General features: G+C 55.5%; 32 protein-coding genes and 1 tRNA gene. 15 read left to right on the top strand and 18 right to left on the bottom strand.

Annotation, left to right across the window (positions count from 1 at the left end; genetic code table 11):
• The first annotated feature begins 1 nt into the window (after position 1).
• The 3 genes from ACR0CW_RS00985 to ACR0CW_RS00975 are packed head-to-tail and all read left to right on the top strand — an operon-like array spanning position 2 to position 2,065.
• Complete coding sequence (locus tag ACR0CW_RS00985) at positions 2-592, top strand: hypothetical protein (protein WP_480786512.1); 591 nt, start codon at positions 2-4, stop codon at positions 590-592.
• Positions 582-1,361 carry a terminase large subunit domain-containing protein gene (locus ACR0CW_RS00980; protein ID WP_480786511.1) on the top strand — a complete coding sequence of 260 codons (780 nt, stop codon included), beginning with the start codon at positions 582-584 and terminating at the stop codon, positions 1,359-1,361. The genes ACR0CW_RS00985 and ACR0CW_RS00980 overlap by 11 nt, the downstream gene beginning before the upstream one ends.
• Complete coding sequence (locus ACR0CW_RS00975; protein ID WP_480786510.1) at positions 1,346-2,065, top strand: hypothetical protein; 720 nt, start codon at positions 1,346-1,348, stop codon at positions 2,063-2,065. The genes ACR0CW_RS00980 and ACR0CW_RS00975 overlap by 16 nt, the downstream gene beginning before the upstream one ends.
• A 27-nt stretch (positions 2,066-2,092) precedes the next feature.
• Here ACR0CW_RS00975 and ACR0CW_RS00970 read toward each other — a convergent pair whose 3' ends face one another.
• The 7 genes from ACR0CW_RS00970 to ACR0CW_RS00940 form a co-directional block, all read right to left on the bottom strand.
• Positions 2,093-2,845, bottom strand: coding sequence for a DUF5131 family protein (locus tag ACR0CW_RS00970; RefSeq protein ID WP_480786509.1), 753 nt, complete (start codon positions 2,843-2,845; stop codon positions 2,093-2,095).
• A 14-nt stretch (positions 2,846-2,859) separates the two neighbouring features.
• Positions 2,860-4,017 carry a three-Cys-motif partner protein TcmP gene (locus ACR0CW_RS00965; protein ID WP_480786508.1) on the bottom strand — a complete coding sequence of 386 codons (1,158 nt, stop codon included), beginning with the start codon at positions 4,015-4,017 and terminating at the stop codon, positions 2,860-2,862.
• A 98-nt stretch (positions 4,018-4,115) separates the two neighbouring features.
• Positions 4,116-4,421, bottom strand: a complete 306-nt coding sequence (locus ACR0CW_RS00960; protein WP_480786507.1) for a hypothetical protein — start codon at positions 4,419-4,421, stop codon at positions 4,116-4,118.
• Positions 4,414-5,037 (bottom strand): hypothetical protein, encoded by a 624-nt coding sequence (locus ACR0CW_RS00955; RefSeq protein ID WP_480786506.1) that lies wholly within the window; start codon positions 5,035-5,037, stop codon positions 4,414-4,416. The genes ACR0CW_RS00960 and ACR0CW_RS00955 overlap by 8 nt, the downstream gene beginning before the upstream one ends.
• On the bottom strand, positions 5,034-5,723 hold the full coding sequence (locus ACR0CW_RS00950; RefSeq protein ID WP_480786505.1) for a hypothetical protein: 690 nt from the start codon (positions 5,721-5,723) through the stop codon (positions 5,034-5,036). The genes ACR0CW_RS00955 and ACR0CW_RS00950 overlap by 4 nt, the downstream gene beginning before the upstream one ends.
• Positions 5,724-6,043: 320 nt before the next feature.
• Positions 6,044-6,119: transfer RNA gene (locus tag ACR0CW_RS00945), tRNA-Thr, on the bottom strand.
• A gap of 494 nt (positions 6,120-6,613) precedes the next feature.
• Entirely contained in the window at positions 6,614-6,880 is a 267-nt protein-coding gene (locus ACR0CW_RS00940) for a DUF2312 domain-containing protein (protein WP_155144903.1), read from the bottom strand.
• Positions 6,881-7,043: 163 nt separating this feature from the next.
• Between ACR0CW_RS00940 and ACR0CW_RS00935 the strand changes: the two genes are divergently transcribed.
• Entirely contained in the window at positions 7,044-7,262 is a 219-nt protein-coding gene (locus ACR0CW_RS00935) for a hypothetical protein (protein WP_155144905.1), read from the top strand.
• 8 nt (positions 7,263-7,270) lie between these two features.
• Here the strand turns inward: ACR0CW_RS00935 and ACR0CW_RS00930 are convergent, their stop codons facing one another.
• A complete protein-coding gene (locus ACR0CW_RS00930; RefSeq protein ID WP_155144906.1) occupies positions 7,271-7,486 on the bottom strand; it encodes a hypothetical protein in 216 nt (71 codons plus the stop codon).
• A gap of 246 nt (positions 7,487-7,732) precedes the next feature.
• On the opposite strand from ACR0CW_RS00930, the gene ACR0CW_RS00925 reads away from it, so the two are divergent.
• From ACR0CW_RS00925 to ACR0CW_RS00910, 4 genes are read left to right on the top strand one after another with little or no spacing between them, the layout of a single operon-like run.
• On the top strand, positions 7,733-8,596 hold the full coding sequence (locus ACR0CW_RS00925; RefSeq protein ID WP_480786504.1) for an MBL fold metallo-hydrolase: 864 nt from the start codon (positions 7,733-7,735) through the stop codon (positions 8,594-8,596).
• Positions 8,597-8,631: 35 nt separating this feature from the next.
• A complete protein-coding gene (locus ACR0CW_RS00920) occupies positions 8,632-9,060 on the top strand; it encodes a YeeE/YedE family protein (protein WP_480786503.1) in 429 nt (142 codons plus the stop codon).
• Positions 9,060-9,491 carry a DUF6691 family protein gene (locus ACR0CW_RS00915; RefSeq protein ID WP_480786502.1) on the top strand — a complete coding sequence of 144 codons (432 nt, stop codon included), beginning with the start codon at positions 9,060-9,062 and terminating at the stop codon, positions 9,489-9,491. Before ACR0CW_RS00920 ends, ACR0CW_RS00915 begins: the two co-directional genes overlap by 1 nt.
• A 9-nt stretch (positions 9,492-9,500) precedes the next feature.
• On the top strand, positions 9,501-9,932 hold the full coding sequence (locus ACR0CW_RS00910) for a protein tyrosine phosphatase family protein (RefSeq protein WP_155144912.1): 432 nt from the start codon (positions 9,501-9,503) through the stop codon (positions 9,930-9,932).
• On the opposite strand, the gene ACR0CW_RS00905 is transcribed toward ACR0CW_RS00910, so the two are convergent.
• The 4 genes from ACR0CW_RS00905 to ACR0CW_RS00890 form a co-directional block, all read right to left on the bottom strand.
• Positions 9,933-11,036 (bottom strand): FliM/FliN family flagellar motor switch protein, encoded by a 1,104-nt coding sequence (locus tag ACR0CW_RS00905; protein WP_480786501.1) that lies wholly within the window; start codon positions 11,034-11,036, stop codon positions 9,933-9,935.
• A gap of 77 nt (positions 11,037-11,113) precedes the next feature.
• Positions 11,114-13,792 carry an ATP-binding protein gene (locus ACR0CW_RS00900; RefSeq protein ID WP_480786500.1) on the bottom strand — a complete coding sequence of 893 codons (2,679 nt, stop codon included), beginning with the start codon at positions 13,790-13,792 and terminating at the stop codon, positions 11,114-11,116.
• A 295-nt stretch (positions 13,793-14,087) separates the two neighbouring features.
• A complete protein-coding gene (locus ACR0CW_RS00895; RefSeq protein WP_155144919.1) occupies positions 14,088-14,468 on the bottom strand; it encodes a response regulator transcription factor in 381 nt (126 codons plus the stop codon).
• Positions 14,469-14,546: 78 nt separating this feature from the next.
• Positions 14,547-15,842 (bottom strand): helix-turn-helix domain-containing protein, encoded by a 1,296-nt coding sequence (locus ACR0CW_RS00890; RefSeq protein WP_480786919.1) that lies wholly within the window; start codon positions 15,840-15,842, stop codon positions 14,547-14,549.
• Positions 15,843-16,063: 221 nt separating this feature from the next.
• On the opposite strand from ACR0CW_RS00890, the gene ACR0CW_RS00885 reads away from it, so the two are divergent.
• The 4 genes from ACR0CW_RS00885 (at position 16,064) to aat (ending at position 19,291) form a co-directional block, all read left to right on the top strand.
• Positions 16,064-16,600 (top strand): helix-turn-helix transcriptional regulator, encoded by a 537-nt coding sequence (locus ACR0CW_RS00885; RefSeq protein ID WP_480786499.1) that lies wholly within the window; start codon positions 16,064-16,066, stop codon positions 16,598-16,600.
• A 150-nt stretch (positions 16,601-16,750) separates the two neighbouring features.
• Positions 16,751-17,251, top strand: a complete 501-nt coding sequence (gene accB, locus ACR0CW_RS00880) for an acetyl-CoA carboxylase biotin carboxyl carrier protein (protein WP_170331345.1) — start codon at positions 16,751-16,753, stop codon at positions 17,249-17,251.
• A gap of 9 nt (positions 17,252-17,260) precedes the next feature.
• Positions 17,261-18,610 (top strand): acetyl-CoA carboxylase biotin carboxylase subunit, encoded by a 1,350-nt coding sequence (accC, locus tag ACR0CW_RS00875; RefSeq protein WP_155144928.1) that lies wholly within the window; start codon positions 17,261-17,263, stop codon positions 18,608-18,610.
• 48 nt (positions 18,611-18,658) lie between these two features.
• Positions 18,659-19,291, top strand: coding sequence for a leucyl/phenylalanyl-tRNA--protein transferase (gene aat / locus ACR0CW_RS00870; RefSeq protein ID WP_480786498.1), 633 nt, complete (start codon positions 18,659-18,661; stop codon positions 19,289-19,291).
• Here the strand turns inward: aat and ACR0CW_RS00865 are convergent.
• From ACR0CW_RS00865 to ACR0CW_RS00840, 6 genes are all read right to left on the bottom strand, one after another.
• On the bottom strand, positions 19,246-19,614 hold the full coding sequence (locus tag ACR0CW_RS00865; RefSeq protein ID WP_170331341.1) for a DUF2155 domain-containing protein: 369 nt from the start codon (positions 19,612-19,614) through the stop codon (positions 19,246-19,248). The two genes, aat and ACR0CW_RS00865, sit on opposite strands and share 46 nt — an antisense overlap.
• Positions 19,611-20,063 carry an outer membrane lipid asymmetry maintenance protein MlaD gene (gene mlaD, locus ACR0CW_RS00860; RefSeq protein ID WP_170331339.1) on the bottom strand — a complete coding sequence of 151 codons (453 nt, stop codon included), beginning with the start codon at positions 20,061-20,063 and terminating at the stop codon, positions 19,611-19,613. The genes ACR0CW_RS00865 and mlaD overlap by 4 nt, the downstream gene beginning before the upstream one ends.
• A 12-nt stretch (positions 20,064-20,075) precedes the next feature.
• Positions 20,076-20,459 carry an NADH:ubiquinone oxidoreductase subunit NDUFA12 gene (locus ACR0CW_RS00855; RefSeq protein WP_155144935.1) on the bottom strand — a complete coding sequence of 128 codons (384 nt, stop codon included), beginning with the start codon at positions 20,457-20,459 and terminating at the stop codon, positions 20,076-20,078.
• Positions 20,460-20,537: 78 nt separating this feature from the next.
• Positions 20,538-20,900, bottom strand: coding sequence for a RidA family protein (locus ACR0CW_RS00850; protein ID WP_155144937.1), 363 nt, complete (start codon positions 20,898-20,900; stop codon positions 20,538-20,540).
• 64 nt (positions 20,901-20,964) lie between these two features.
• Complete coding sequence (gene clpX / locus ACR0CW_RS00845) at positions 20,965-22,233, bottom strand: ATP-dependent Clp protease ATP-binding subunit ClpX (protein ID WP_155144939.1); 1,269 nt, start codon at positions 22,231-22,233, stop codon at positions 20,965-20,967.
• Positions 22,234-22,364: 131 nt separating this feature from the next.
• A complete protein-coding gene (locus tag ACR0CW_RS00840; RefSeq protein WP_155144941.1) occupies positions 22,365-22,997 on the bottom strand; it encodes an ATP-dependent Clp protease proteolytic subunit in 633 nt (210 codons plus the stop codon).
• Between the two features lie 373 nt (positions 22,998-23,370).
• Between ACR0CW_RS00840 and ACR0CW_RS00835 the strand changes: the two genes are divergently transcribed.
• From ACR0CW_RS00835 to ACR0CW_RS00825, 3 genes are all read left to right on the top strand, one after another.
• The gene (locus ACR0CW_RS00835; RefSeq protein WP_155144943.1) at positions 23,371-23,712 is read left to right on the top strand and encodes an ArsR/SmtB family transcription factor; all 342 of its coding nucleotides are present in this window, start codon (positions 23,371-23,373) and stop codon (positions 23,710-23,712) included.
• Between the two features lie 329 nt (positions 23,713-24,041).
• Positions 24,042-24,179 (top strand): entericidin A/B family lipoprotein, encoded by a 138-nt coding sequence (locus ACR0CW_RS00830; protein WP_155144945.1) that lies wholly within the window; start codon positions 24,042-24,044, stop codon positions 24,177-24,179.
• An 834-nt stretch (positions 24,180-25,013) separates the two neighbouring features.
• A complete protein-coding gene (locus tag ACR0CW_RS00825; RefSeq protein WP_480786497.1) occupies positions 25,014-25,430 on the top strand; it encodes a type II toxin-antitoxin system Phd/YefM family antitoxin in 417 nt (138 codons plus the stop codon).
• The last annotated feature ends 52 nt before the right edge of the window (positions 25,431-25,482 follow it).

The raw sequence follows: 25,482 nt of genomic DNA, 5'->3' as shown, positions 1-25,482 counted from the left end.
AATGGCTGGCAACAAGGGCAGCGGTCGCCCCAACACGATCAACATTCACCCCGAGAAGAAGACAATCATCAAGCAGATCGTTCTTGGGGAACACGGCATGCCCGGAGGCATGTCAAAGGCGGCTGTCGCGCGCCGGATCGGTTTGTCGCCTGAAACGATCACCCGATACCGCAAGGATCACATCACGGAGGAAATGGTGCGGGCGATCTTGGCCGATACGCGAATTGAGAAAGTCGAAGCGGACACCGAAATCCTGAATGAAGAACGGATGGATGTTTCTCGAACCTATGAGTCATTGGCGCGGCGGGTCGAACGGCTCATCACCAAGGCCGAGGAAAACGAGGATGACGGGTTTGCGCTCGCCGCGATGGAAGGGTTGCGCAAGGTGTTGCGGGACATCGCCACCATGCACGGCAAGATGGCAACTGATCTTTCAGTGTCGGTCACGCTTTCTGAGTCACCTGAATGGGTCACGCTCAAGCAAATCATCCGTGATGTCTGCGACGAGGTGCCCGACGCCCGTGAGCCGTTTCTACGGCGGATGCGGCACCATGTTTTGTCTGTCAGTCAGGAGAACGGCGATGCCATTTGACGCCCTACATGACTGGTGCGTTGGCCTCGAACGCGATCTGAACCCATCAGCACGCCTTGCCCATTGGATTGGGCATAATCCCGATCCGTGGCAAATCGAGGCGTTCACAACGCAGTCGTCCGAGATTGCGCTGCGCGTCGGTCGGCAGGCGGGCAAGACATCCGTTCTTGCCGCACGCGCGGTCGAAGAATTGCACGTCCCTGAGTCACTAACCATCTGCGTTGCCCCGGCTGAGCGGCAGGCAAAGATCATCGCCCGCGAAATCGGGCAGCAGCTTCGGCGCACGGATTTGGTCATCACGAGATCGACCCTGACTGAACTCGAAATGTCGAATGGTGCCCGCGTTGTCGCACTGCCCTCCACGTCGGACACGATCCGAGGGTATCCATCGGTGTCTCTGCTGATCATCGACGAATGCGCCTTCCTGCAAGGTGAGGGCGGCGGCGAAGACCTGATCTCGTCTGTGCTGCCGATGCTGACGCAGGATGGGCAGGTGTATTTCAGCAGCACACCTGCTGGCAAAAACAACTACTTCGCGCGGCTGTTCCTCGACGCAAAACCCGGCGACGGCATCCACCGCATCGTCGTGCGCGGGACGGACATTCCGAGGTTGGCCGAGAAGGTCGAACGGATGCGCCGCACGCTATCCGCGACGAAGTTTCGGCAGGAAATCTTGGTCGAAATGTTGGCCGACGGTCAGGCGTATTTCGATCTTTCAATCATTGAACAAGCAACAAGCAAGGAGGGCGCAGTATGTCCGAAGCTCTAAACCTGACCTACATGCCAGACGGGCGCGTAATCAACGAAACGAACAATGACCCCGCAATCGAGCGTGTGACCGGATTTTCGACCTATTGGGTAGCAGCTGACCTTGGACAAGCGAATGACTATTCGGCAGTCGTCGTAATCAAAGACGAGGCGCTGCCGATTGTGGACAGCGGCAAGGTGATCGTTGGGCCGCGGCAACGGACAGTTGTCTATGCGGATCGGTTTCGTGGTATTTCTTATGTCGATGTGGTCGACCACCTGATCAAGGTGCGCAACGCCCCGCCCTTCGGCGGCAAGTCGGAACTCGTGATCGACGGCACGTCGATTGGTCGGGTCGTATCGGACATGCTTTGGGACCAAGGCGTCCGCCACAACGCGGTACAGATGACGGGCGGACAAGATTGGACGAAAAAGAGTTCTCGCTATGTCAACGCGGGCAAAACCTTCATGATCGAAAACCTCGCCGTGCTGTTCGCCTCCGGCGACATCAAGTTTGCTCACGACCTGCCATTGCGCGACGAGATCGAAACTGATCTCGCCTCATTCTCGGTGCAGACAACGGCGGCAGGTAATCAGATCATTACTCAGTCACGGTCAGCAGCCGGACACGGCGATCTCGGCATCGCCTTGATCGTTGGCGCATTCGCGTCCCAGTACCTAAAGCCGCAGAAAATCCTTGTCAGTACGTTGCGTGGGTGGAGTTAGTTCGCAGAGGAAAATTGAAGTACCCGACTAGGCCACTGCTCGCGTTGGCCATTCATCCCAAGTGCGACCGTCTAGAACTCGTCCTGTTTTCTTCTTGTTCACGCCACCCCATTGCTTGAAATGGAAAGCAACACCACGCTGGACACATTGATCTCTAATCGACCGAACCCACGCCGGGTCCATGTATCGTGCCCCGGGCCCACTTTCGCCCCCCGCAATGGCCCAGTCGATGCCCTGAAGGTTCATTCGTCCTACGTCACCTATCAGCGGTTCCAACGAAAGAAACTTCACGTGAGCATCGCACTTCCGAAGGTCATCTATTCTGAATGTGTAGTCGGAGTTTTCAACACTGACACCCATCCAAATGTTTGGTGACCATTCGAGCATTGATGAAAGTTCGCTTAGACGATCCGAACGCTTCGTAAGCACTTGGAATGTATGGTGACTACAGTCTCGCATAACCTTAAAGACCTGTTTCACGAATTCCAACGGAACACCCTCGTGAAAAAGGTCGGACATAGAGTTCACAAAGATCATCTTGCCTTGCTTCCACGCGTAAGGGATCTCAAGGGATGCTTCGTCCAACCGCATTTTGCCGTTCCACTTTGGGCGTCCACCAGATTGACGAGTAAGGCCCCTGTATTTCTCTTGGCCCATTGAGTCGAGCCGCTTGGCCATGCGCATCGCATAGCAATTGGTGCAGCCGGGAGAAATAATGCTGCAACCTGCAACCGGATTCCAAGTCGCCTCTGTCCATTCAATCTTTGAATTAGTACCCATCAGCAATCGCCTCCTTAAAAGGTCACGAGCAACCTATCCGCAAAGGTGCCTTTTTTGCGCTTTTTCCCCTCGGGATCGACAACTTCAATTTTTCCTTCATCTGCGAGTTTTGAGAGCACACCTTTGTAATGACGGCTGAGGTAAGGGCGCCCGACGCTGTGCTCACGGTAGATATCGCGCATAGACAAGGTACGCCCGCTAAAATCCTCAGGTAGCATTGTCGCAAGATCATCAAGTGGCCGCTGAAACTCGAACAGAAACGGCATTGTCTCATCAGCCGGCGAATAGGCAAAAGAGGCAACGCCCTGATCCTCGGTCGAGCTTTCTTTCGCCATTATCTCTTTCATAACTTCATAACCTTTGAAGTCCTTGGAGACAAAAACAAGGTGATGCGTCAATCGCCCCTCCTCGTTCTTAAAGCGAAACGGTAGCACGAACTTTCCTCCCATTTCCATCAGTGCGTTGGACAGTTCCTCAAGAACCATCTCTTGCCTAAGTGCAGCGTTAGCTCCATTGACTTTATCCCGCAGCAAGTTTGCGCGTTCCTCGCCGAACAATGCGTCCATGTGCGGCTTCACCATCGGGTTGGAAATACCAGCGTTGATGCGATTGTAGTTGAAGAAAAAGACGCAATCGCAACCCCAGTCCTTTATCACGCCATTGACCAACCGCAGCGACAGACCTTTGTATCCAAACGGGTCAAAAAACGTGAATGAGGGTATTATCTCGGTCTGAGAAAAATAATCCTCAGCGTCCTTGCCTACCTCATTGCAGTTTACGACGGGCTTGTGCTTCAGTTTCTCGATACCCGGCAAAGCAGCGATTTCATTCGACAAAGTATTCGAGTTATTCTCATCTACGTCGTTAAACAAAGCGACAAGGGCGTCTCGAATTCTGTCACTTTCGATTGCTTTTTCGAGGATAAGCAGAGGGGTAGATGCAGCTCCATCTTTGTATCTTCCGGGGCCAGCATAAAGGTCGATATACGCTATCTTACCTTCTCCCCATCGCTTGGCAGTACCGACAACAATGTTTGCCCACGCGACAAAATACTTCTGCACAATACGCGCTTTGACAACTGACTGGTCTCCACGCTCTTCAAAAAACTTTTTAGACATGCACGTCCTGATTTGATGTTTCAGATGCACGCTATGGTAGATGTGAAGGCTCATGCCTTACAGTAGAACATAAAGTGAACATTTGGAAGTTAAAACGTTTGCCCGAGATTACGCCAACTAATGACTTGAGGTGATCTGGCGCGTTCGCACCATTACGACTCCCTTTGGTCAGAACCTAGGTACCCGACCATGGTTTCCCCCACGTTACTTTTGAACGCACGACCAACGCTACGCAGGTCGCATTGGCGCACGACTGCGGATGCTTGACTGCTTGCAACCAAGTAAAAGCGTTCTTCATCATTCACTTCGAGAAGGCTCTTGCCGTCTCCGAAGGATTTAGCGTTAAGCACCTGGCTCAGTGCTTCCCAGAGAATGAACCCCTCACCCTTGTCGCGGTGATGTTTTGGCTTCTTTGAAAACAGTTTCCACAGGTCATCCTCGGTCGCGATTTCAGTCATCAGGCGGCCCCTTTGGTTGCTGTGGGCGTCTTGCTATGCGTTCACGCAGGACACGCCGGTAAAGAGAGTCATCCACGCAGAACGGTTGCATGGCATTCTCAACGACTTTTGCGATCCGTTTTTCCGTTTTCTCGACATCGACGGGTTCGTCGGTTCGGCGTTTTCGGATCGTAACAATGATCTCTGTTTCGGTGACGCGGATCGGATCGTCGGTCCAACCTGCATCTTTCAATTCAGCGGGTAGTAGAAACTTCTCAGTTTCGGACTTTTTGATCTCGTTCCGCTGTTCAGCCGCCTCAGCTTCGGCGAGAGCCTCCACGGAAGGCAGCAACTCCGCTGCTATTTCTCCGGTCTCCGCAAAACGCTCTTTTGCGGCTTGCTGAGCCTCAAGACGTTGCTCGGCGCGAAGCTTCTTTTGTTGCAAGACAAACAGCCGCTCTTCCGCGCGAAAAATCTGTTCATTCAGTTTCGCAACTTCCCGCTCCGTCTCATCGATAGCGGGCATGAACGGGTCATCAAGGTGGTAATTGGTGGTCCCCTCGGCCATGCGCTTGAGCACATCGCCTGCTGATATCCCGTCTGGGTGGAAGAACAATCCGTCTGCTGCTGTCCTCATGACTGCACTCGGTGCCTGGAAGCTACAATGCCGCGGACATTCTCACTCTTGAACAGCAAGCGCGAGTGGTCACCTTCGTGGACGAATTTGATTTCAGATGCGACTTTCAGGGCGTTCAGGAAGGTCGCCTGCCCGAACGCAACCTCGCGCCCCGAATGAGTTTCGATGCGGAGTTCAGTGTCTGGGCGGCTATCGAAGATACCTCCGGCGATGCGATCTGGATATACTGTCAGCAGTCCATCGTTGCCCAGAAGGGGTTTGAAGGAAAAGTGACCGACAACCTGCGCTCGCCAATCTTCATCAACTGGGGCGAAACCGTCCCAATCATAATAACCGAACAGATCGGAAAGTTCAGATGAAGGGTCGCGCGTATGGCTAAGTGAGAGGCGGTTGCCGTTATCCCATTTGAGGTCGAGGTTTCGCTCAAGAGAGGAATCGCCACTAACTGCCGCATGAGTCGGTGTCGCGCCAAACGCTTTGATAACTCGGCACTGCTTAACCGTCAGCGCGCAGGCAAGATCGCAACCGCCAATGTCGTGTTCGACGATTGTGACATTGTTCGTGGCAATCACTTTGCCGTCGAGCACGTGGGCATACTCGACTTTCGACCACTTAGGACTGCGCCCTTTTGCACTGCCGATGAACATTGAAGCACGTTCGATGCCTGCAAGGAATCGTTCCGGCAAAGCGTGCCACTCTTGAGGCTCAATGGGCGGCTCAAAGGACAGGAGTTCGTCTTGCGACTCCTCTAGAGGCAGAGTGTATGCCCTTTGCGTTACTGGCTCTATGTCTGCAACGTGTTTCAGCGATCACGCCCCCTTTAGCGAGGACGCTATTTTCCATATGTGGCAGGACTTTGGCGCGAACTTGGCAACAGTGGGTGAGTCGAGAGCCCGTTTAAACATGGCGGCGCGCAAATCACAGCAGCGTTTGAAAAACGTTTGAAAATTCGCGACAGCCGATCTCGGCGCTATCGAAAAATACGTTTATATTCAATGATTTGAAGTGGTGCCCCCACACGGACTCGAACCGCGGACCTACTGATTACAAATCAGTTGCTCTACCAGCTGAGCTATAGGGGCGCTGGCGTCCGATTAATCACTATGGGAAGAGACCGCAAGCCCCAATTTAACCTGATCTTGCTGTAGACAGAATTTTCTGGTGTCAGCCGTGCAACCAGCTACCGGTCAGAAGGGCTACTTGTGCATTTATGGCACCTAATGTGAGCAGGGAAATGCGCGGTCATGCGAGAGACGTGCCTTAGGCGCTATGGGCCGACTGCCCGACATCGCGTGAACATCCGCGGTTATAGCCTGAGCAACACAAGCGAATTGATTCGCCACCCCAGATCAACCGGCCTGGCAAGGTGAAGAAAGCCTGAAGTTGCGTCACAGGGCGTTCTGGCGTTGCAAGTCGATCTCGAGCAAGTATGGGGGAAATTGATCCCACCAATCGGAAACGGCGATGCAATGGCCGCCGTGTCCGAGTGGTGCTTGGTAAATCTGGCACATCACCAATGCGTGCCAACTGTTCTTTCGAAGCCCGAGGAGGCGCTTTGAGACCTCCTCGGCAAGGCTTACATGCCCAGCGCTTCCTTATACATTTCCAGAACCGCTTCTTCTTCGGCGATATCGTCTTTGTCGCGCTTTCTCAGAGCAACCACCTTACGCATCACCTTGGTGTCGTAACCGCGGGCTTTCGCCTCGGCCATCACTTCCTTTTGCTGTTCCGCGATGTCCTTCTTTTCGGCTTCCAGACGCTCGAACCGTTCGATGAACTGGCGCAGTTCGCCTGCTGTGACTCGATAGTTGGCGGCGGCCTGATCTTCGGTGATGTCTTCCATATGCGTCTCTCCCAAAGGCTAAAATAATCCGCAAGGTTTCGGGCAGTAAGCCGGATACATTGCTGCCGCTCTGGCCGCAAGCGCACTTTGGGCTGTCAGGCTTGTGCCAGCAGCGGTGATCCGCTAAGCGCGGTCGTGAAACAAGAGACATATGTGGAAAGCTATGTTCGACATCATCATCTGGGGCGGAGCTGCCCTGTCATTGGCCGGAATGCTTGGACTGGTATGGTGTATCCTGCGCGTGATGAAAGCGCGCAAGGCAGGCCTGTCGGATGATGAATTGCGCGCAGCGGTTCAGGCTGTACTGCCCTGGAACCTTGCATCACTGTTTTTATCCGTCATCGGACTGATGATGGTCATCCTCGGGATATCCTTTGGATGACCAACCGGTCAGACCGGCATGTTGTCAAAGCGCGCTTCAACCGCGTCTTCAAACAAAGCCGCGTCCAGCCTGCGCAGGCGTGACGGTATCTGCATACGTTTCGCCCGCATCTGATCGACTATTCTGCTGACATTCGGTTGAAGGGCCAACCGGGTGTCCAGACATGCGCCGTTAAGCTTTTTTTCAAGCCGCTCGACTTCTGTGTAGAGATCTTGTGCAGTCATTTCGCATCCTCCCACTTAGCACCAGTCTGCCAGATATAGGTAACGGCATTAAGACCAACTTGAGACTTAATGAATGCCTGCGGAAATCCGCTCAGCTATTTTGCGATTTCGGGCGAGGCTCCGCAGGATGCATACTTATTACGCGGATTTAACTTTGGCTGCCTTGACAGACATCAAGTCGTGAATTGGCAGTTGTGTCACATTCCGCTATCACTATATGAAAAGCAAGAAGCACAGGAGGAGCACGTGACACCAATCGTAAAGGCCTTTTTTGACGAGCAGACAAACACGGTGTCTTACGTGGTTCAGGAACCCGAAGGCGCGGCCTGCGCAATCATCGACAGCGTGTTGGATTTTGACCATGCCTCGGGTCGCACGGACACAGGATCTGCCGATCAGATCATCGAGTATGTGACCGCAAATAACCTCAAGGTCGAATGGATACTCGAAAGCCATGTGCATGCCGACCATTTGTCAGCAGCACCCTATCTTCAGCAAAAACTTGGCGGGAAAATCGGCATCGGTAAGAATATTGTCGTTGTGCAGGATACCTTTGGCAAAGTGTTTAACGAAGGTACGGAATTCCAGCGCGATGGCAGCCAGTTTGATGCGCTGTTCTCTGAAGGAGACAGCTTTCACATTGGCCAGATGCGGGGCGATGTCCTGCACACTCCGGGGCACACTCCGGCCTGTCTGACCTATGTTCTGGGTGATGCGGCCTTTGTAGGAGACACTCTCTTCATGCCAGACTTTGGAACCGCCAGATGTGACTTCCCGGGTGGTTCTTCGGCAATGCTGTATGAATCGATCCAAAAGATCTTATCGCTGCCGGACGGAACCCGGATCTATGTCGGACATGACTACAAGGCACCGGGGCGGGATGAGTACGCGTGGGAAACCACCGTTGGTGAGCAGAAAGCATTGAATGTTCACATCGGCCAGGGACGCAGCATCGAAGAGTTTACCGAGATGCGCGATGCCCGCGATGCAACATTGGGCATGCCACGACTGATCCTGCCTTCGCTACAAGTCAACATGCGCGCTGGTCAAATGCCCCCTGCCGATGAGGAAGGCGATGTTTTCCTGAAGCTGCCCATCAACAAAATTTGATGCACCTACGGCCTTAGATAAGGAGACATCTCAGCATGAATCCGGAATGGATATGGGGTTTGATTGGCGGTCTGCTGATTGGACTTGGCGCAGCGGTTTATTTGCTGGGGAATGGACGCATTATGGGTGCAAGCGGCATTCTCGGCGGGCTGGTTGACGGCAGTGGCAAAAGCGAAGCGAAGGAACGGCTGGCTTTCATTGCCGGTGTGATCGTCATACCATTGCTACTGAAGCCCTTAATCGCACCACAGGCAGCAACCCATTTGACCAGCGATCTGGCGGTGGTGATTATCGCCGGTTTGCTGGTCGGCATTGGCACGCGTATCGCGAATGGATGCACCTCGGGGCATGGTGTCTGTGGCATATCAAGATTCTCGCTACGCGGTATGGTTGCTACCGTGTTTTACATTCTGGCCGGTGGGATCACGCTTGTCTTGTTCCGCCATGTCTGGGGGCTAATCTGATGCGTGTTCTGATCGCGCTTATTGCCGGATCGCTTTTTGGTACTGGCTTATTGGTTTCAGGGATGACTGACACGACCAAGGTTCAGGGCTGGCTGGATGTGTTTGGCAACTGGGACCCAACACTCGCTTTTGTGATGGGTGGTGCAATCCTACCTATGCTGATTGCCTGGCGCCTAACGCAAAGCAGGAAACCACTGTCTGGCGGCAACTTTCCAGTGCCGCCCAAACCCGAGTTGGACAGGCGGCTGATCGTCGGATCCGTGCTGTTTGGCATGGGCTGGGGATTAGCAGGTTTGTGCCCCGGTCCGGCAATGGCCTCGCTCAGTTATGGCGGGTTTGGAGGGCTGGTCTTTCTCGTTGCCATGATGGCAGGCATGTTTGCGGCTCCTAAAGTCGGCGCACAACTGGACAGGATTGCAAACGCGACCTAAGGATTTGCCATGGAGATTCGTCAGATTACCCCCCGCTATGCCGTCTCACCCCAGATCACGGTGGAAGACGTGCAAGCCATCGCCGAGGCAGGTTTTGCCAAGGTGATCTGCAACCGTCCCAACGTAGAGGTCCCGTCGGACATGCAATCGGATGCGATCGGCGATGCCGTTCGCGCAGCGGGCATGGAGTACGAAGTCCTAGAGCTCACGCATCAGACCATGACTGCCGAAAACGTCGCCTTGCAACGCGATCTGGCTGAAAGCTGCGCGGGACCGGTGTTGGCTTATTGCGCCTCGGGTACCCGCTGTTCCGTTGTCTGGGCTTTGGGTCAGTGCGACAGGATGAGCACCGACGATATTCTCGACGCGACCAGCAAGGCCGGATACGCGCTGGAAGGCCTGCGCCCTGCCCTTGATCAGATTCGCAATTCGAACACCTGATCAGAATTTCTGGTCCTGATCGTCCTGAAGATCGGTCAACCCAGCCAACTGCGAAATCTCAGCCGCGATCTCGTCCGGATTCGAGGAGAGCGGGTTGTGATCCATTGGCAGCAAAGCGCTTGCGCCCAACGGGTCTAGCACTGTCATCTCGGGCTGATCAGCCTCTCTCACGTCGGGCTGTGCTTGTCTGGTTCTGCTTTCAATGAATTCAGGCGCATCTGGCCCGACAATCACTGGAATGCCTAATTCCTCGTTCACACGAATTGCCCGCATCCCGCCGCATTGCCCAAGGCGTCCGACAGCTGCGCGTTTTCGCTCGATGGTCAAAACGTCGATGCGATCCAGTCTCGCTCCGGTCAGAGGAAGAACATTGCCCACGTCCAGATCTGAAAGATCAGAAAGGGGCAACGACAAACGACACATAACTGCGTTCAGTTCAGCCCTCATCACACCCGTTGCCATTTCCAGAACAGGCCCGACCTCGGCAGGCGCTGCCTCTTCTTCGGGTACAATTGCAGGCTTTTCCGGTATGAACATACTTAGCTGGCCCTGACGAACTCCAACCCCGAGATCAACGGTCAGGTCGAAGACACGATACTCATCCTCGACAAGCGCAAGGGACAGCGATCGAACATCTTCAGCTCGGGACAAGAATTCGTATCCGACGAAGCATTCACTATCGGCCGGAGCGTCAATTAGATCCGGAACCTGGGTCAACACACTTTCAATGAGTGGTGCAACCATGGCCGCATCCGTATCGGTGAATACACGATCCGGGGGCGAGCCTGATAGTATTTCGCCTATGGTCTGCATTTGCAGGATCGCTGAAACACAGCTGGTGTCCAGACAGACCGCAGCTGTCCGTTCGTCTTTGTTGGTAAACGCGAGCAGCAACCAAGCATCGGTCAGAGACTGGCTTAGCGCGTCCGAGGGCTTGGTGGTTTGTTTGGCCCCGATGACGGACAGTGGCAGCTGAATGGTTTCAATTGCTGCCCGAGCCAATGCCAACCGCAGAGCTCGCAGGATAGGGCGAGGTTTATCCTCGGCATCAGCTTGCCCAACCACAAGTTTACGCGCCAAAGCTGCGCTGACATCATTTGCCATGGCACCGAACCGCTATCTATTTATCGCCTGATACCCGGTCTAACCCGGCGACGGTTACCAATACCTTTAAATCGCGATCACTGCGCGGCTTGCTTGTGCGCCAGTGGTAGGCTGACACGGAACGCGGCCCCCGCCTGCCCCGGCAAATAGCTGATTTCGCCGCCGAGGCGCTGCATGATCTCACGACAGATGGCCAGGCCCAGACCCGCGCCCCCGGCTTTGTCGAAGCCTACACGCGCGAATTTCTCGAACACCATCGATTGCGCCTCGGGCGGGATTCCACTGCCATTGTCGATGAAGTCGATCACGACCTGCCCCCCAACATCGTGCGCCGAAATGGTCAGAATCGGGTCGGGCGCATCACAGTACTTCTGCGCGTTCGAAATCAGATTAATGAAGACCTGACCAAGGCGATCCAGATCGGTTTGCAGCGGTATGCGTTCAGAGGTCAGGCTGCGCCGTATCTCGAGCTTTCGATCTGTTCCGGCAAGCGCGGTAGAAATGGCGCGATCCAGAACAGACCGCAACGTACTGTCGCCCAAGTTCAAACTGACCTGCCCGCTTTCCAGAACACTTAGGTCCAGCAGATCATCCAGCAATCGGGTCAGGCGCAAAGCCTCGTCATGGATGATCGCTGCATAACGCGTCTTTTCCTCGGCACTCAGCTCCTCGGTATCGCGCATGATCTCCGAAAATGCCCGGATTGAGGTCATCGGGGTGCGCAATTCGTGGCTCACCTGACCAAGAAAGGCATCCTTTTGCATCGAGATTTGCGTGAGTTTTTCATTCGCCTCACGCAATTGACGCGCCGTGCGGCTAAGTTCGGCAGATTTTGCCTCCATCTGACCTGAGTATTCCAGCAGTTGCGCCGATTCATCAGCCACCGCCAGCAGATCTTCGACCGAAACCGACGATCCCCCTACGATTTGCCCTACCATAGCATGAGCGGTAGCCGCTCCGACAGAACCGCTCAACTCACGTTCAAGACGCACCAGAAAACCCGGCGTAGGTTCGGGCAATCGTCCCCGACCGCCCTGTTTCAACGCTTCGGCCTGAAAGAACACCTGCGCGGGAATCGTGCCCAGAATGCGCTGTGTCATGATCATCAGATCTTCGCTTTGGCCAACGGACCCGGTCCATCCCTGAGGGGCAACCGAATGGTCAAAGACATTCACGAATTGAGCGCCTTGCAACCGCTCCAGCGGGCTGGGAAAGCTCAGCAGGGATGCCACGCAGAAGGCGATGGTGTTCAGGGACAGCGACCACATGATCGTATGTACCATCGGGTCAATCCCATCGATCCCGAACAACGCCTGCGGCCTGAGCCATCCCCAGCCAAATGGACCGTTTTCAAGGACCGAGGCAGGCATCACCCCCCCGCCCATTCCGGGCAACAGCAGCGTGTAAATCCAAAGAAAGAACCCGACACTTAATCCGATCAGAGCACCGGTTCGCGTCGCCCCACGCCAGAATAAACCACCTACAAGTGCTGGCAGAATCTGGGAAATCCCTGCAAAGGCAACAAGCCCGATGGAGGCTAGCGCTGCCCCCCCTCCGGAGAGGTGGAAATAGAAGTAGCCCAATCCCATGATGACAGCGATCGATACTCGGCGCGCCATCAGAACGATGTTGCGAACGTCACCGGAAACCGAACCCGATCCCTCCTGAGTACTCAGCCAGATCGGCATGACAACATGGTTGGAGACCATGGTTGAAAGCGCCATAGCCGTCACAATGACCATCGATGTAGCCGATGAAAAACCCCCAATAAACGACAGCATAGCAAGCCATTCATTACCCTGAGACAGCGGCACCGTCAGAACAAACAGATCCGGGTTTGATCCCTCGGGCATCAGGTCCAGCCCGATGACAGCGATCGGGACAACAAACAGGCTCATCAGCAGCAGATACAGCGGAAAGGCCCAGGCCGCCGTTCTCAGGTGCCCCTCATCATCGTTTTCGACGACCATTACCTGAAACATGCGCGGCAGGCAGACAAAGGCCGCTGCAGACAGGAAGGTAATTGTGGTCCAGCGCCCCGCATCAACGTTCCACTGACCGATTTCAGAGGCATCAATACGGTCCATCATCGGACCAACACCGCCTGCGATCCCCCAGACGACAAATATGCCGACTGCCAGCAACGCAAACAACTTGACCACAGATTCCAGAGCAATGGCCGTTACAACGCCATGGTGACGCTCGTTTACATCCAGATTTCGTGTACCGAACAGAATGGCAAAGACCGCCAGACCTGCCGCCACCCAGAAGACACTCGATCCCTCACGATAGAGACCAGACGAATCCGCTTCGGCAAATATCGAGAACGAGAGCGTAATCGATTGGAGTTGCAGCGCGATGTAAGGCGTGCCGCCCAACACAGCCAGAATGGTCACACAAATCGCCAGAGTGTTCGACTTACCATAACGGGACGAAATTAGGTCGGCAATTGAAGTCACGCGCTGGCTGCGCCCTACGCGAACAAGTTTACGCAGCCCCCACCACCAGCTGATCATCACCAGCGTCGGCCCCAGATAGATGGTGACAAATTCCAAACCCGAACGGGCAGCGTTGCCAACCGCGCCGTAAAATGTCCAAGCTGTGCAATAGATCGACAGGGACAGAGTGTAGATCAGGGGTGAACGCAACCATTTCCCTCGTCCGGCAACCGCCATCCGGTCGGCGGCGAATGCCACGCCGAACAACAGTACAACGTAGCCAAGGCAGACGAGTATCAGGACGTTTAATGTCGCCATTCGTCCGTCTCCGTATCCTCACGTGCTGCAAAACGCTTGGCCACGAAGCCGAAGAACATACTGATCAAGATGAGGGCACCCCAACAACCAAAGATGTACAGGATGGCGGAGGAAAGCGGCACCGCGTCTTCTCCTGCGCTGCCATCTGGCCAGAGCAAGGGGAGCCCGATCAGAGCGGCACCCAGAAATGGCAGCAATCTCGCAGCATCAGACAATCTGCGTCGACGATAACTCTGACGTTCTAGGAAGAGCGACGGTCTTGTCGCCGTTGATTGATGTGCATTATCCTCCGACGTCATGACCGCGACGCTTGCGCATGAAGATCGCGCACAGCAGTCAGAACTTCGGTATTGGAAAATGGTTTGGTCATAAAGCGGCTGACACCAGCCTGCTCCGCCATTTCCCGATCTCGGGATTGCCCCCTTGCCGTAAGCATCAACACAGGCAGGCCCTTCATCCCCTCAAGTTCCCGAAGGTCACGCAGGATGTCCATGCCACTCTTACCCGGCAGCATGACATCGAGAATAACAAGGTCCGGATTCTCAGCTACAATCACCTGAACAGCATCCACGCCTTCGGCATGGGTCTCAACCTGCCAACCCTCACGAGTCAGCAGAAATCGGATCGCCTCGGTAATGTTTGGCTCGTCCTCGATCAACAGAACCTTACGGCTCATATTTGCAGTTCCTCCCCATGGCCGATCAGACGCGCGGCCATCCATCGCTGTCAGATTAATCGTTCTGTCAGGAAACTGTCAAAAAACTTCGCTAAGAATCGACGGCTCGCGCCGTGATTCACATGCGTTTCTTGGGCAGATGCGACAGCTGGTCCCAACCTGAGCCTTCGCATCGACATCTGGCGACGGATCTTCGACCGACAGCACCAGCATTGCCGAATGGTAAACGGGGTCCTGATCAAATGACTGTGCAGGCTGAGGCCAGGCAATCGCATAGCAATCGAACTCGGCCGCGGTTCGGCCCAGTTGAACGATCCTTTTCCGCACAGGGACCAGCGGCCGATTAAGAGCTGTAAACAACGGCCATAATGGACAGCCTTCTCCGTGCCGGGGTAATGCAAATCCAGGTACAGGTTTATAAAACAGGATACTGCCGGACGCATCACAAATTGCCAGACCCGCCGCCCGTGGCAGAAGGCTTTTCGGAACAAATGCCAACCGACGCAGCACTGTCGCCAGATCTACCGAAAATCGCGCCGCAAGCCCCATCGGATCCGGCTCAGCACCGCCCAACTCTTCCCGAAGCCTATCCAGCGGAATTGCACGCGCGTCAGCAGCATAGGTTGCCAACAGGCTCTGCGCCACGGATTTTGCAGCGGATGTGTCCAAACCATCCAACGGAAACGAATCGGCTGCTGCACCTTCTTCGATCTCCGGGAAATGGTACTCTCGCTCGGCAAAGAACGCCTCGACCTCTTCCAGCGGCATCCCACGGCGGTCAGGCTCATCTTCGCTTTCATCTAGATAGGCAACCAGAGCCTTGGAACTTTCGGCCAGACGTTCAGCATCTTGGTGAATGTTGCGGTGGAAACGATCCCGCCATTCTGCATCAATCTCTTCGGGCTCGGCCAGAATTGCAGCGGTCGATCGGATTGCGGCCGCCGTCGAAAGCACCTCGTGCATCGAGGCCGCCAAATGCGGGTCATGGGTCAATCGATCTGACAATGTCTCAACCGTGCGCTCCAGCGACACGACACGTCGATGCATCTGCGACAAGACACCTGCCCAACCGGGAAACCGCCCCGCAAACTCATCCAGCGCATCCAGTTCGGCCGTTTGTCCAACCGCATCTGCCGCTGCCTCGCGAAGCGCCGCGATCAGAGTGGCCTCGATCCCCTGTGTCAGCAACGACGGCTCGACCGACAACGCGGACGCGATATCGACCAGCAGCTTACCCCCGATCCGCCGACGATTGTGTTCGATCAGGTTCAGGTATGACGCCGAAATACCAACCCGGCGCGCAAGTTCCGCCTGACGCAGACCGGAAATCTGTCGTCTTTCCCGTATTCGGCTTCCTGTCAGTGTGTCGCGCAAAGGCACAACTTTCCCCAAGGTGGCGTCGCCCGCTTTTCGGCCGGGCACACGATTTTTCAGAATAGTTGTTTAATTGTTATTGGTTGCAGGCCTATTTTCAAAGCACATTTACAAGATTTACTACGTTTCCGATTTAATATCACTCAAGAGCCCATCATTCAGCCAAGTGATTGAGAGTTTCGCCCCTTCAATTCTGCCCCAATACGCGTCACCATAGGTATATGAGCGATCCAGCCTTTGAATACGCCCCGATCGGGCTCGTCGAGCTTGAGAACCGGATCATCCGGCGCTGCAATTTGCAGTTTGCCCGCACCTTTGGCGGCAGTGAGGAAGAGTATCGCAATATGCCATTGTTGCACCTCTATCCGTCAGTTGCTGATTGGGAACGCATCGGCGCGCGCAGCCTGCAGGTGATGCGAGACACGGGCTACTATACGGACGAACGGGTCATGCGACGCCGGAATAGCGATCTGTTCTGGTGCCGGGCACGCGGACGGTCACTGACACCGGACGATCCCTTCCGCCACGGCATCTGGAGTTTTTCCGACATCTCCGAAGAGCGCCCGTTAGTAGAGCTTACACAGCGTGAGCGCGAAGTGGCGATCATGTCGTGCAGAGGGTTGTCCGCAAAGGAAATCGGGGCAGATCTTGGCCTGAGCTATCGCACAGTCGAGGCTTATCGGGCCCGATTGCTGGAGAAGTTTGGCGCCCGGAAACTGCCCGAACTGGTGGCGAAATTGTCGGGGATGCCACTCTGATCCCGCTTGGCTCTCGCAATGTGCGCAAAAACCCCCATTTGACAGGCTGAGACTGCGCTTTTCATGGCCGACTGCATGGCTTATAACGCTGCGTAATTAGACCAAGCCCGCAAAAACAGACGGGCCAAAGGGGAACCGTCGAGGACACTCATGACAGATACCAAACACGAAGCGGATGTGGCGTTCATCAAGGCCTTGGCCGAACTGCTGCGCGAAAACGACCTGACCGAACTGCAGGTCAAACGTGAATATGGCGAAGAAGACAGCCTGAACGTTCGTGTCAGCCGGATGAACCAAGCCGTAGCTGCTCCGGTTCAGGTGGCCGTTCCAGCCGCTGCCGCACCTGCAGCCGCAGCACCCGCTGCAGCGCCCGCCCCGGCCGAAGCACCCGCTGCAGCGGAAGATCCGGCAAGCCATCCGGGCGCAGTAACCTCACCCATGGTTGGCACTGTCTACATGCAGCCCGAGCCGGGCGCACCCGCCTTTATCACCGTTGGCGCATCTGTATCCGAGGGCGACACGCTGTTGATCGTCGAAGCGATGAAGACCATGAACCATATCCACGCACCCAAATCGGGTACCATCAAGCGTATTCTGGTCAGCGATGGTGACGCCGTTGAATTCGGCACCCCTCTGGTTATCATCGAGTAAGGCGGGCCCATGTTCGACAAGATCCTGATTGCCAACCGAGGCGAGATCGCCCTGCGTGTGATCCGCGCCGCGCGCGAGATGGGTATTGCGACGGTTGCCGTGCATTCGACCGCCGACAGCGACGCGATGCATGTACGCATGGCCGACGAATCGGTCTGCATCGGCCCGGCACCCAGCCCGCAGAGCTATCTGTCGGTACCCGCGATCATTTCGGCCTGTGAGATCACAGGCGCGCAAGCGATCCACCCCGGTTATGGCTTTTTGTCCGAAAATGCCGAATTCGTGCAGATCGTCGAAGATCACGGCATCACCTTCATCGGCCCCACCGCAGAACATATCCGCGTGATGGGCGACAAGATCACAGCCAAGGACACGATGAAGGAACTGGGTGTTCCCTGTGTTCCGGGTTCGGACGGTGGTGTTCCAGATCTGGCTGCGGCCAAGAAAATCGGTGAAGAATTCGGTTATCCCGTCATCATCAAAGCCACCGCCGGTGGCGGCGGTCGCGGCATGAAGGTCGCGCAAAGCGCTGATGAAATGGAAAGTGCGTTCATGACCGCACGCGCCGAGGGCAAGGCTGCCTTTGGCAATGACGAAGTCTATATCGAAAAATATCTGACCACACCGCGTCATATCGAGATTCAGGTCTTCGGTGATGGCAAAGGCAAGGCGGTCCATCTGGGCGAACGCGACTGCTCGTTGCAGCGTCGTCACCAGAAGGTGTTTGAAGAGGCCCCCGGCCCCAGCATCACTCCGGAAGAACGCGCCAAAATCGGTAAGATCTGTGCAGACGCAGTTGCCAAGATCAACTATATTGGCGCGGGTACCATCGAATTCCTGTACGAAAACGGTGAGTTTTATTTCATCGAGATGAACACGCGTCTGCAGGTGGAACACCCGGTAACCGAAGGCATCTTTGGTGTCGATCTGGTGCGCGAGCAAATTCGCGTCGCAGCGGGCGAACCGATGTCGTTCGGTCAGGACGATCTGGAAATCAATGGCCACGCCATCGAAGTTCGGATCAATGCCGAGAAACTGCCAAACTTCTCACCCTGCCCGGGCAAGATTTCTGCCTATCACGCACCTGGCGGTCTTGGCGTACGGATGGATTCAGCACTCTATGACGGCTATTCCATTCCGCCCTACTATGACTCGCTGATTGCCAAGCTGATCGTGCAGGGCCGCGACCGGGATGAGGCGCTGGCACGCCTGAACCGTGCTTTGGGTGAATTGATCGTGGATGGCATCGACACGACTGTGCCCTTGTTCCACGCTCTGCTGCAGGAACCAGACATCCACAGCGGGGACTACAACATCCACTGGCTGGAGCACTGGCTTGCGGAGAACATGGCCCAATAAATCTGTAAGGTCGAAGAGCGAACGCTCTTCGACCTTCGGGTATTCTGCATGAGCCTTTCACCCGAACTCCTTCTTCATGGGTATTCCATCGGCATTTTTCCGATGGCAGAACATCGTGACGACCCTGAGCTTTTCTGGGTCGATCCAAAATTTCGTGGTGTCTTCCCGCTGGATGGATTTCACGTCTCACGCAGCCTTGCGCGCAGAATTCGCAACAGCGGGTTTGAGGTGTCAATCGACCAACACTTTGCAGGTGTCGTTGATGGCTGTGCAGATCGTACAGACACATGGATCAACGCCGAGTTACGCGGCTTGTATCTGGACCTTCATCAATCCGGCCACGCGCATTCTCTCGAAGTCTGGGAGGAAAATCAGCTAGTTGGTGGCGTCTATGGCGTTGTGCTGGGGGCGGCTTTCTTTGGGGAAAGCATGTTCTCACGCCGCACAGACGCATCGAAGGTTGCATTGGCCTATCTGGTGGACCGTCTGCGCCAAACCGGGTTCCGATTGTTTGACACACAGTTTCTGACTGCGCATCTGGCATCATTGGGCGCGATCGAAATCCCACGCAGCCAGTATCGCCGAGAGCTTGAAGAAGCGATTAACGCCAGCGCAGATTTTACTGCCGCAATCGCTCAGTCGGCGGATGGCGTGATACAGCGGATCACCCAGACGTCATAACGCGCGTGATCCAGTGCATTCAGCGCGGGAGAGGTCGCAATCATCCAGCCATCGAACAGCTGCTCTGATTTGCCACTTTCCCAGATTGTCAGATAGGCGAAGGCATCCCCAGTCGGGTTATCCGCGGGGTATCGACAATCCCCAAGGGCAACATCCAGCCCGAATATGGCCTCTGTCTGGCCGCTCTGCAGTTCGACATCAACGGTCTGCCCGCTGACCTTATCCAGCCCACGCAGCATCGCGCCCGGGCCGGATTCCACCTTTTGCTGAGCAGCAGCACCCGTACCGGCCAGCAGCAATGCAAAAATAGCAGCCCGCATCATTCGCTACTGTCCCCGGCAACAAACTTGACCAACAGCGAGATCAGGCTGACCGCACCTTGAGTATCCTCCACCTCGTCTCCGGGCTCAAAATAGAACGGCGATCCACCCGGCATGACCTCAACGAAGTTACCGCCCAGCAGACCTTCTGAGGAAATGACGATGGCGCTGTCATCTGGAATCTGGATACCGTCAGCGACCGAAAAGGTCGTATCAGCACGGTATGTCTCGGGATTGAGCGCAACGTTCGTAACGGTCCCGATCTTCACACCTGCCAACCGCACGTCGGTGCCGATCCCGACACCTTCCAGCGAACGGAACGATGCGCCCAGTTCATACCCGGCCCGGTTCTGAGACAGGCCCGTGGACTGGCTGGCATAGACGCCAAACGCAACGGCGCAAGCCAGCACGGCTCCGCCGACAAGAACTTCGGTCATGTTGTGGGTAGACATTGCTCGCCTCGCCTATTCAGGGCTCCAGGCCTCATAATCCTTGCGCTCAACCGGGTCCGGTCGGCGCAGAGATCCCGCCGGCGTATAGGCCAATGCGGTGCCGGTCAGGTTTTCCTGATGCGGCAGCTCCCAGGATTTGTGCTTTAACGGTTTTTCTGTCGGAGGTTCATCCCAGGTGCGATGCAGCCAACCGTGCCAGTCCGGATCAATCCGGCTTGCTTCGGCTTCGCCATTGAAAATGACCCAGCGCTTGCTGTCATCGGCGTTGTGGTAAAACACGTTGCCCTGATCATCTTCGCCAACCTTGATACCCTTGCGCGCGGTGAAAATTTGGGTGTTCAGGGTCGCCCCGTTCCACCAAGTCACAGCTCGTAAAAGAGTGTTCAGGATTCCCATTGGCGCCTCCGGCAGTTATGCTCCTGAAGATATGGACCAAAGGCCGACTAAGGTCCAGTGTCAGCAGGGCCGCAGCCCTTATTCCGGCAAGATTGCAGTCACTTCGATTTCGATCCGGTACTTTGGATCAATCAGGCCACATTCGATCATCGTCGCCGCTGGCGGGTTCTCACCAAAGGTTTCGGCCAGAATGGGCCAGCAAGGCTCGAACTCGGCACGGTCCGGCAGCATGTAAGTGACGCGCACCACATCGGCAAAAGACGCACCAGCATCCGTCAGGGCCTTTTCTATGACAGCCAACGCTGACCGACACTGCTCGGCCGCGCCGTCACCCTGACCGACGGTACCGGCAACGTGCACCCAGCCACCCGCGACAACAGCCCGGCAATATCCGACCTTCGCCTCAAACTCACCACCTGAAGAAATACGCTTAATTGTCATTGTGCCCTCATATGAAAACGGCGCGGATGATACCGCGCCGTGTAAATTCGGAAACTCTCTGAGTTCAGCCAGCAGACGCCGATTCGGGACCGGCATCCGCATAAATGATGAGCGGTTGCGATTCCGAGGTCACCGCCTCTTCGTTCACTACCACCTCGGTTACATTCTTCAGACCTGGCAGTTCGAACATCGTATCCAGCAGGATATCTTCGAGGATCGAGCGCAGCCCGCGTGCTCCGGTTTTGCGCTCAATGGCCTTCTTCGCGATCGCCTTCAGCGCATCATCCGTAAAGGCCAGCTCGGCATCTTCAAGCTCGAACAGACGCTGGTATTGCTTAACCAGCGCGTTCTTGGGCTTGGTCAGGATGGTAACGAGCGCGTCCTCATCCAGATCCTCCAGCGTCGCCAGAACCGGCAGACGACCAACAAATTCCGGGATCAAACCGAATTTCAGCAGATCCTCGGGCTCGAGGTCCTTGAAGATCTCGCCAACACCGCGGTCATCATTGTCACGAACGTCGGCACCAAAGCCCATGGCCGAGCCTTTGCCGCGTTGTGCGATAATCTTATCCAGCCCGGCGAACGCACCGCCGCAGATGAACAGGATATTCGTTGTATCAACCTGCAGGAATTCCTGCTGCGGATGCTTGCGGCCACCCTGAGGTGGAACGCTGGCAACGGTGCCTTCCATCAGTTTCAGCAGCGCCTGCTGAACACCCTCACCCGAGACGTCGCGGGTAATCGAAGGGTTTTCGGACTTGCGCGTGATCTTGTCGACTTCATCGATATAGACGATACCGCGCTGCGCGCGCTCGACATTGTATTCGCTGGCCTGAAGCAGTTTGAGGATGATGTTCTCAACATCCTCGCCCACGTAACCGGCTTCGGTCAGTGTGGTCGCGTCCGCCATGGTAAACGGAACATCCAGAATGCGCGCCAAAGTCTGCGCAAGCAGCGTCTTACCGCAACCGGTCGGACCGATCAGCAGGATGTTGGACTTGGCCAACTCAATATCGCTGCCCGCTTTCTGAGCATGATTAAGGCGCTTGTAATGGTTGTGAACCGCAACCGACAGAACCCGCTTGGCAGTGGCCTGACCGATAACATAGTCATCCAGAACTTCGCAGATGTCTTTTGGTGTCGGCACACCATCCGAAGATTTAAGGCCACTGGCCTTGGTTTCTTCGCGAATGATGTCCATGCACAGTTCGACGCATTCGTCACAGATGAACACCGTCGGGCCCGCAATCAGTTTACGCACCTCATGCTGACTCTTGCCGCAGAAACTGCAGTAGAGCGTGTTCTTGCTGTCACCGCCTGAATTCGTCGCCATGATCTACCTTTCGGGCTCCATCCCTGCGCGCCGCTGCGTCGCGCTTGCGCCTGTTCATGCAGCTTAGGCCAGCACTGTGGCAGCTACAATCTCAAAATCACACCTCGCGCTACACGCGCGAGGTTTTGATCTTAGCTTTCTTCAACATCCATCTTAGCGCGGTTCTCGACGATTTCGTCGATGTGACCCCACTCTTTCGCCTCTTCCGGGCTCATGAAATTGTCACGATCCAGAGCTTTTTCAACAGCCTTTTTGGTCTGTCCGGTATGACGCACATAGATATCATACAGGCGATCCTTGAGTTTCTGCGTTTCAGCCGCATGGATCATGATATCGCTGGCCTGACCCTGATACCCGCCGCTGGGCTGGTGAACCATGATACGGCTGTTGGGCAGTGAAAAGCGCATGCCCTTCTCGCCACCGGCCAGCAGAACTGATCCCATCGATGCCGCCTGACCGATCACCAACGTCGAACATTTCGGCTTGATGTACTGCATTGTGTCGTAAATCGACAAACCGCTGGTCACCACGCCGCCGGGCGAGTTGATGTAGATCGAGATTTCCTTGTTCGGGTTTTCCGCCTCAAGATGCAGCAACTGGGCAACAACCAGATGGCTCATTCCGTCGTGGATCGGGCCATTGATGAAGATGATCCGCTCCTTCAACAGGCGCGAGAAAATGTCGTAAGCCCGCTCACCCCGGCTGGTCTGCTCGACGACCATGGGAACGAGCGTATTCATATAGGTGTCAACTGGATCGAACATTCGGAACCTGCCTGCTTTGCAATGGATCGGGACACTACCCGAAGAATAATTACATGAGTCTTAGTATCGGCACCGGGGGGCCGCAAGGGGTGCAGCAGACATCACTTCGCTAATGTAGGATTCGTGGCGAATGGAGAGCACAGACTGCTGGACTACTGAGCGTTACTTCGACCGCTAAAATCCGCCAGCCGAATGCCGCATAGACGCACTAGGGAGTCATATTCCGGCATTTTCCCCGTTATCCATCACGCTATTTTGATCCATACATATAGAAATACATGTTCGAAACATGTACTGAAATGGCTCGCCTTCAGCGAAACTTACGTAAGGGAACAATAGCCCGCAAGCCGGGCCCGAAAGGAAAACAATCTAGATGGCACTTCCCCAGCTGTCCCAGGACATGACTTCAGAAGATCTCGACCGAATGGTCGATAATGCGACGCGCGCATCGAATTTCCTCAAAGCGATCAGTCATGAAGGTCGTTTAATGATCCTGTGTCATTTGGTTTCCGGTGAGAAATCCGTAACCGAGCTGGAAGAGCTTCTGTCTGCCCGCCAGGCTGCCGTTTCCCAACAATTGTCCCGCCTCCGCCTTGAAGGGCTCGTGACACCGCGCCGCGAAGGCAAGGCTATCTACTATCGTCTGACCGATGATCGCCCCCGCCGCATGCTCGAAGTGGTTTACGAGCTGTTTTGCAGCGACGACAAATCCTGACGGGGACTGGTAGTGATTGGCGTTGTTAAGAACGCTGCAAGCCGCTCAAGTTACACACGACCCTGAGGGCTGTTGATCAAACCAGCTAGGAGAGCCGTTCCGGATTGGCGTTCAGCAATCAAAGAGATCACTTGAAAACCCCCTGCATTCACACCCTTGGGTGCGGTATCGATGAGGAGCGTGTCAGTTTGCAGCGCAACGGCACGTATATTCAGCTCGAGATTCCAACACCTTCTCAAGATACCAAGGGATCAAAAACGCTCAAAACGCTGGCCCGGACCTCAGAAAGGTGCTACCGACAAAATGACTGAGTAGCCAAGGAGATACCTATGATCCGCACACTTCTGATTGGTCTGAGCCTGTTTGCCCTCACCGCTTGCGAAACCGCAAAAGGCGCTGGCAAAGATATCGAGAAAGCAGGCGATGCCATCCAGGGCGCAGCGACTGACGTTCAGGAAAATCTCTGACTTCTTTCTGCATATTGTGAGAATGCCGCGCACAACCCCAATATATGGTTGATGCAAGGTCTGAGCCGAGCTACAATCAAAAGTACAGGTGCATAGACGCGGCATTGCATCATCTGACGCTACTACGGGGTTCTTTTGCGCAAGCGAAAGAACCCCGTTCCCTTTTTCAGGGTGGTGAGTGGTAGCCTGTATGAAACCGGGGTCCGGCAAAAGGAAAAGGCGTCAGGTGCGCAGACGCGGTCTTTGCATGCACCCATACGGATGCCCCTGACGCCTTGCCGGGTCGACACGCCCGAGGGACGTCCCGATCCAGTTGCTCCGATCCCGGGAGGACCGCAGCCGCCACGTTGTACGCGAGGGTACTTCGCAGCACGCATTGACCTTCTGAGAAGTTGATCACCCGGCATGGGTACGAGACCCGACATCGGCTGATCACCCACCGGTAAGCCCTTGCAGTACAACACAAATCCGTAGGACCTGCCCTCCCTGCTCTGGCCCCCTGGCCTTTGCGTCCCACCGTGGTTCCTAAGAACCTTGGCAGTGATCAGACTGTTGCACCCGCACCCCCGATCCGACAAGAAAATAGCACTGCAGCATGAAAATTAGACGGGGATAACCTGTTGGTATCCACAGGGAAAGCCATGTGGATAACTCCAGAACATGCGAAACTTCGCAGGGTTGACGGCGGAAAAGTCCGGATATGAAGGATCGACCGGATTTTGGACGCTTTCTGCGCCTGCAAAGGCCCCCGCACGGTCGTTTAGGCAGAAATTGCAGGATTTGTACAAAGCTCAGACCCCAAATCTTTCGAATCGTACAACCGGAGATTCGCCGATGCGCTGCACAATTTCCTACGCCCGCGCCCATCTGGGAGAGCTGGTCACCCGCGCACAGGACCCGCGTCAGGTGATCATTCTGACCCGACATGGCAAACCAATGGCCGCTCTGGTCTCGGTAACCGAGGTCGAGCGGATCTGGCATCTGCAGGACGACGATGAGATCGGTTGGAAACATCCCCTGAGCGGCATACGCGGAATGTGGTCGCGGGGACGAAACATTCCGGGAATGGAACCGGGGCCGGACGGCAGCTATGTCACCGCGCGCGAAGCCGCGCTGAAGGTCCGCGAGATCCAGATGACCCGTGCCGAGGAACGCCGCATATTAGCACGTGGCGGTCTGGATCCTGTCGCGGGCGGCGAACTGGCCGCCCGGCCCGTCTCCTCCCTGTGGAGACGATGGTTCCGTTTTTGAGAAGCGTTCCGACCCGCGCGTGGCAACCTACTAACCTCCGCTGCATTCACAA

The organism is Ruegeria sp. CH6 (assembly GCF_056537005.1).
This window is presented reverse-complemented; position numbering and strand designations above follow the sequence as displayed.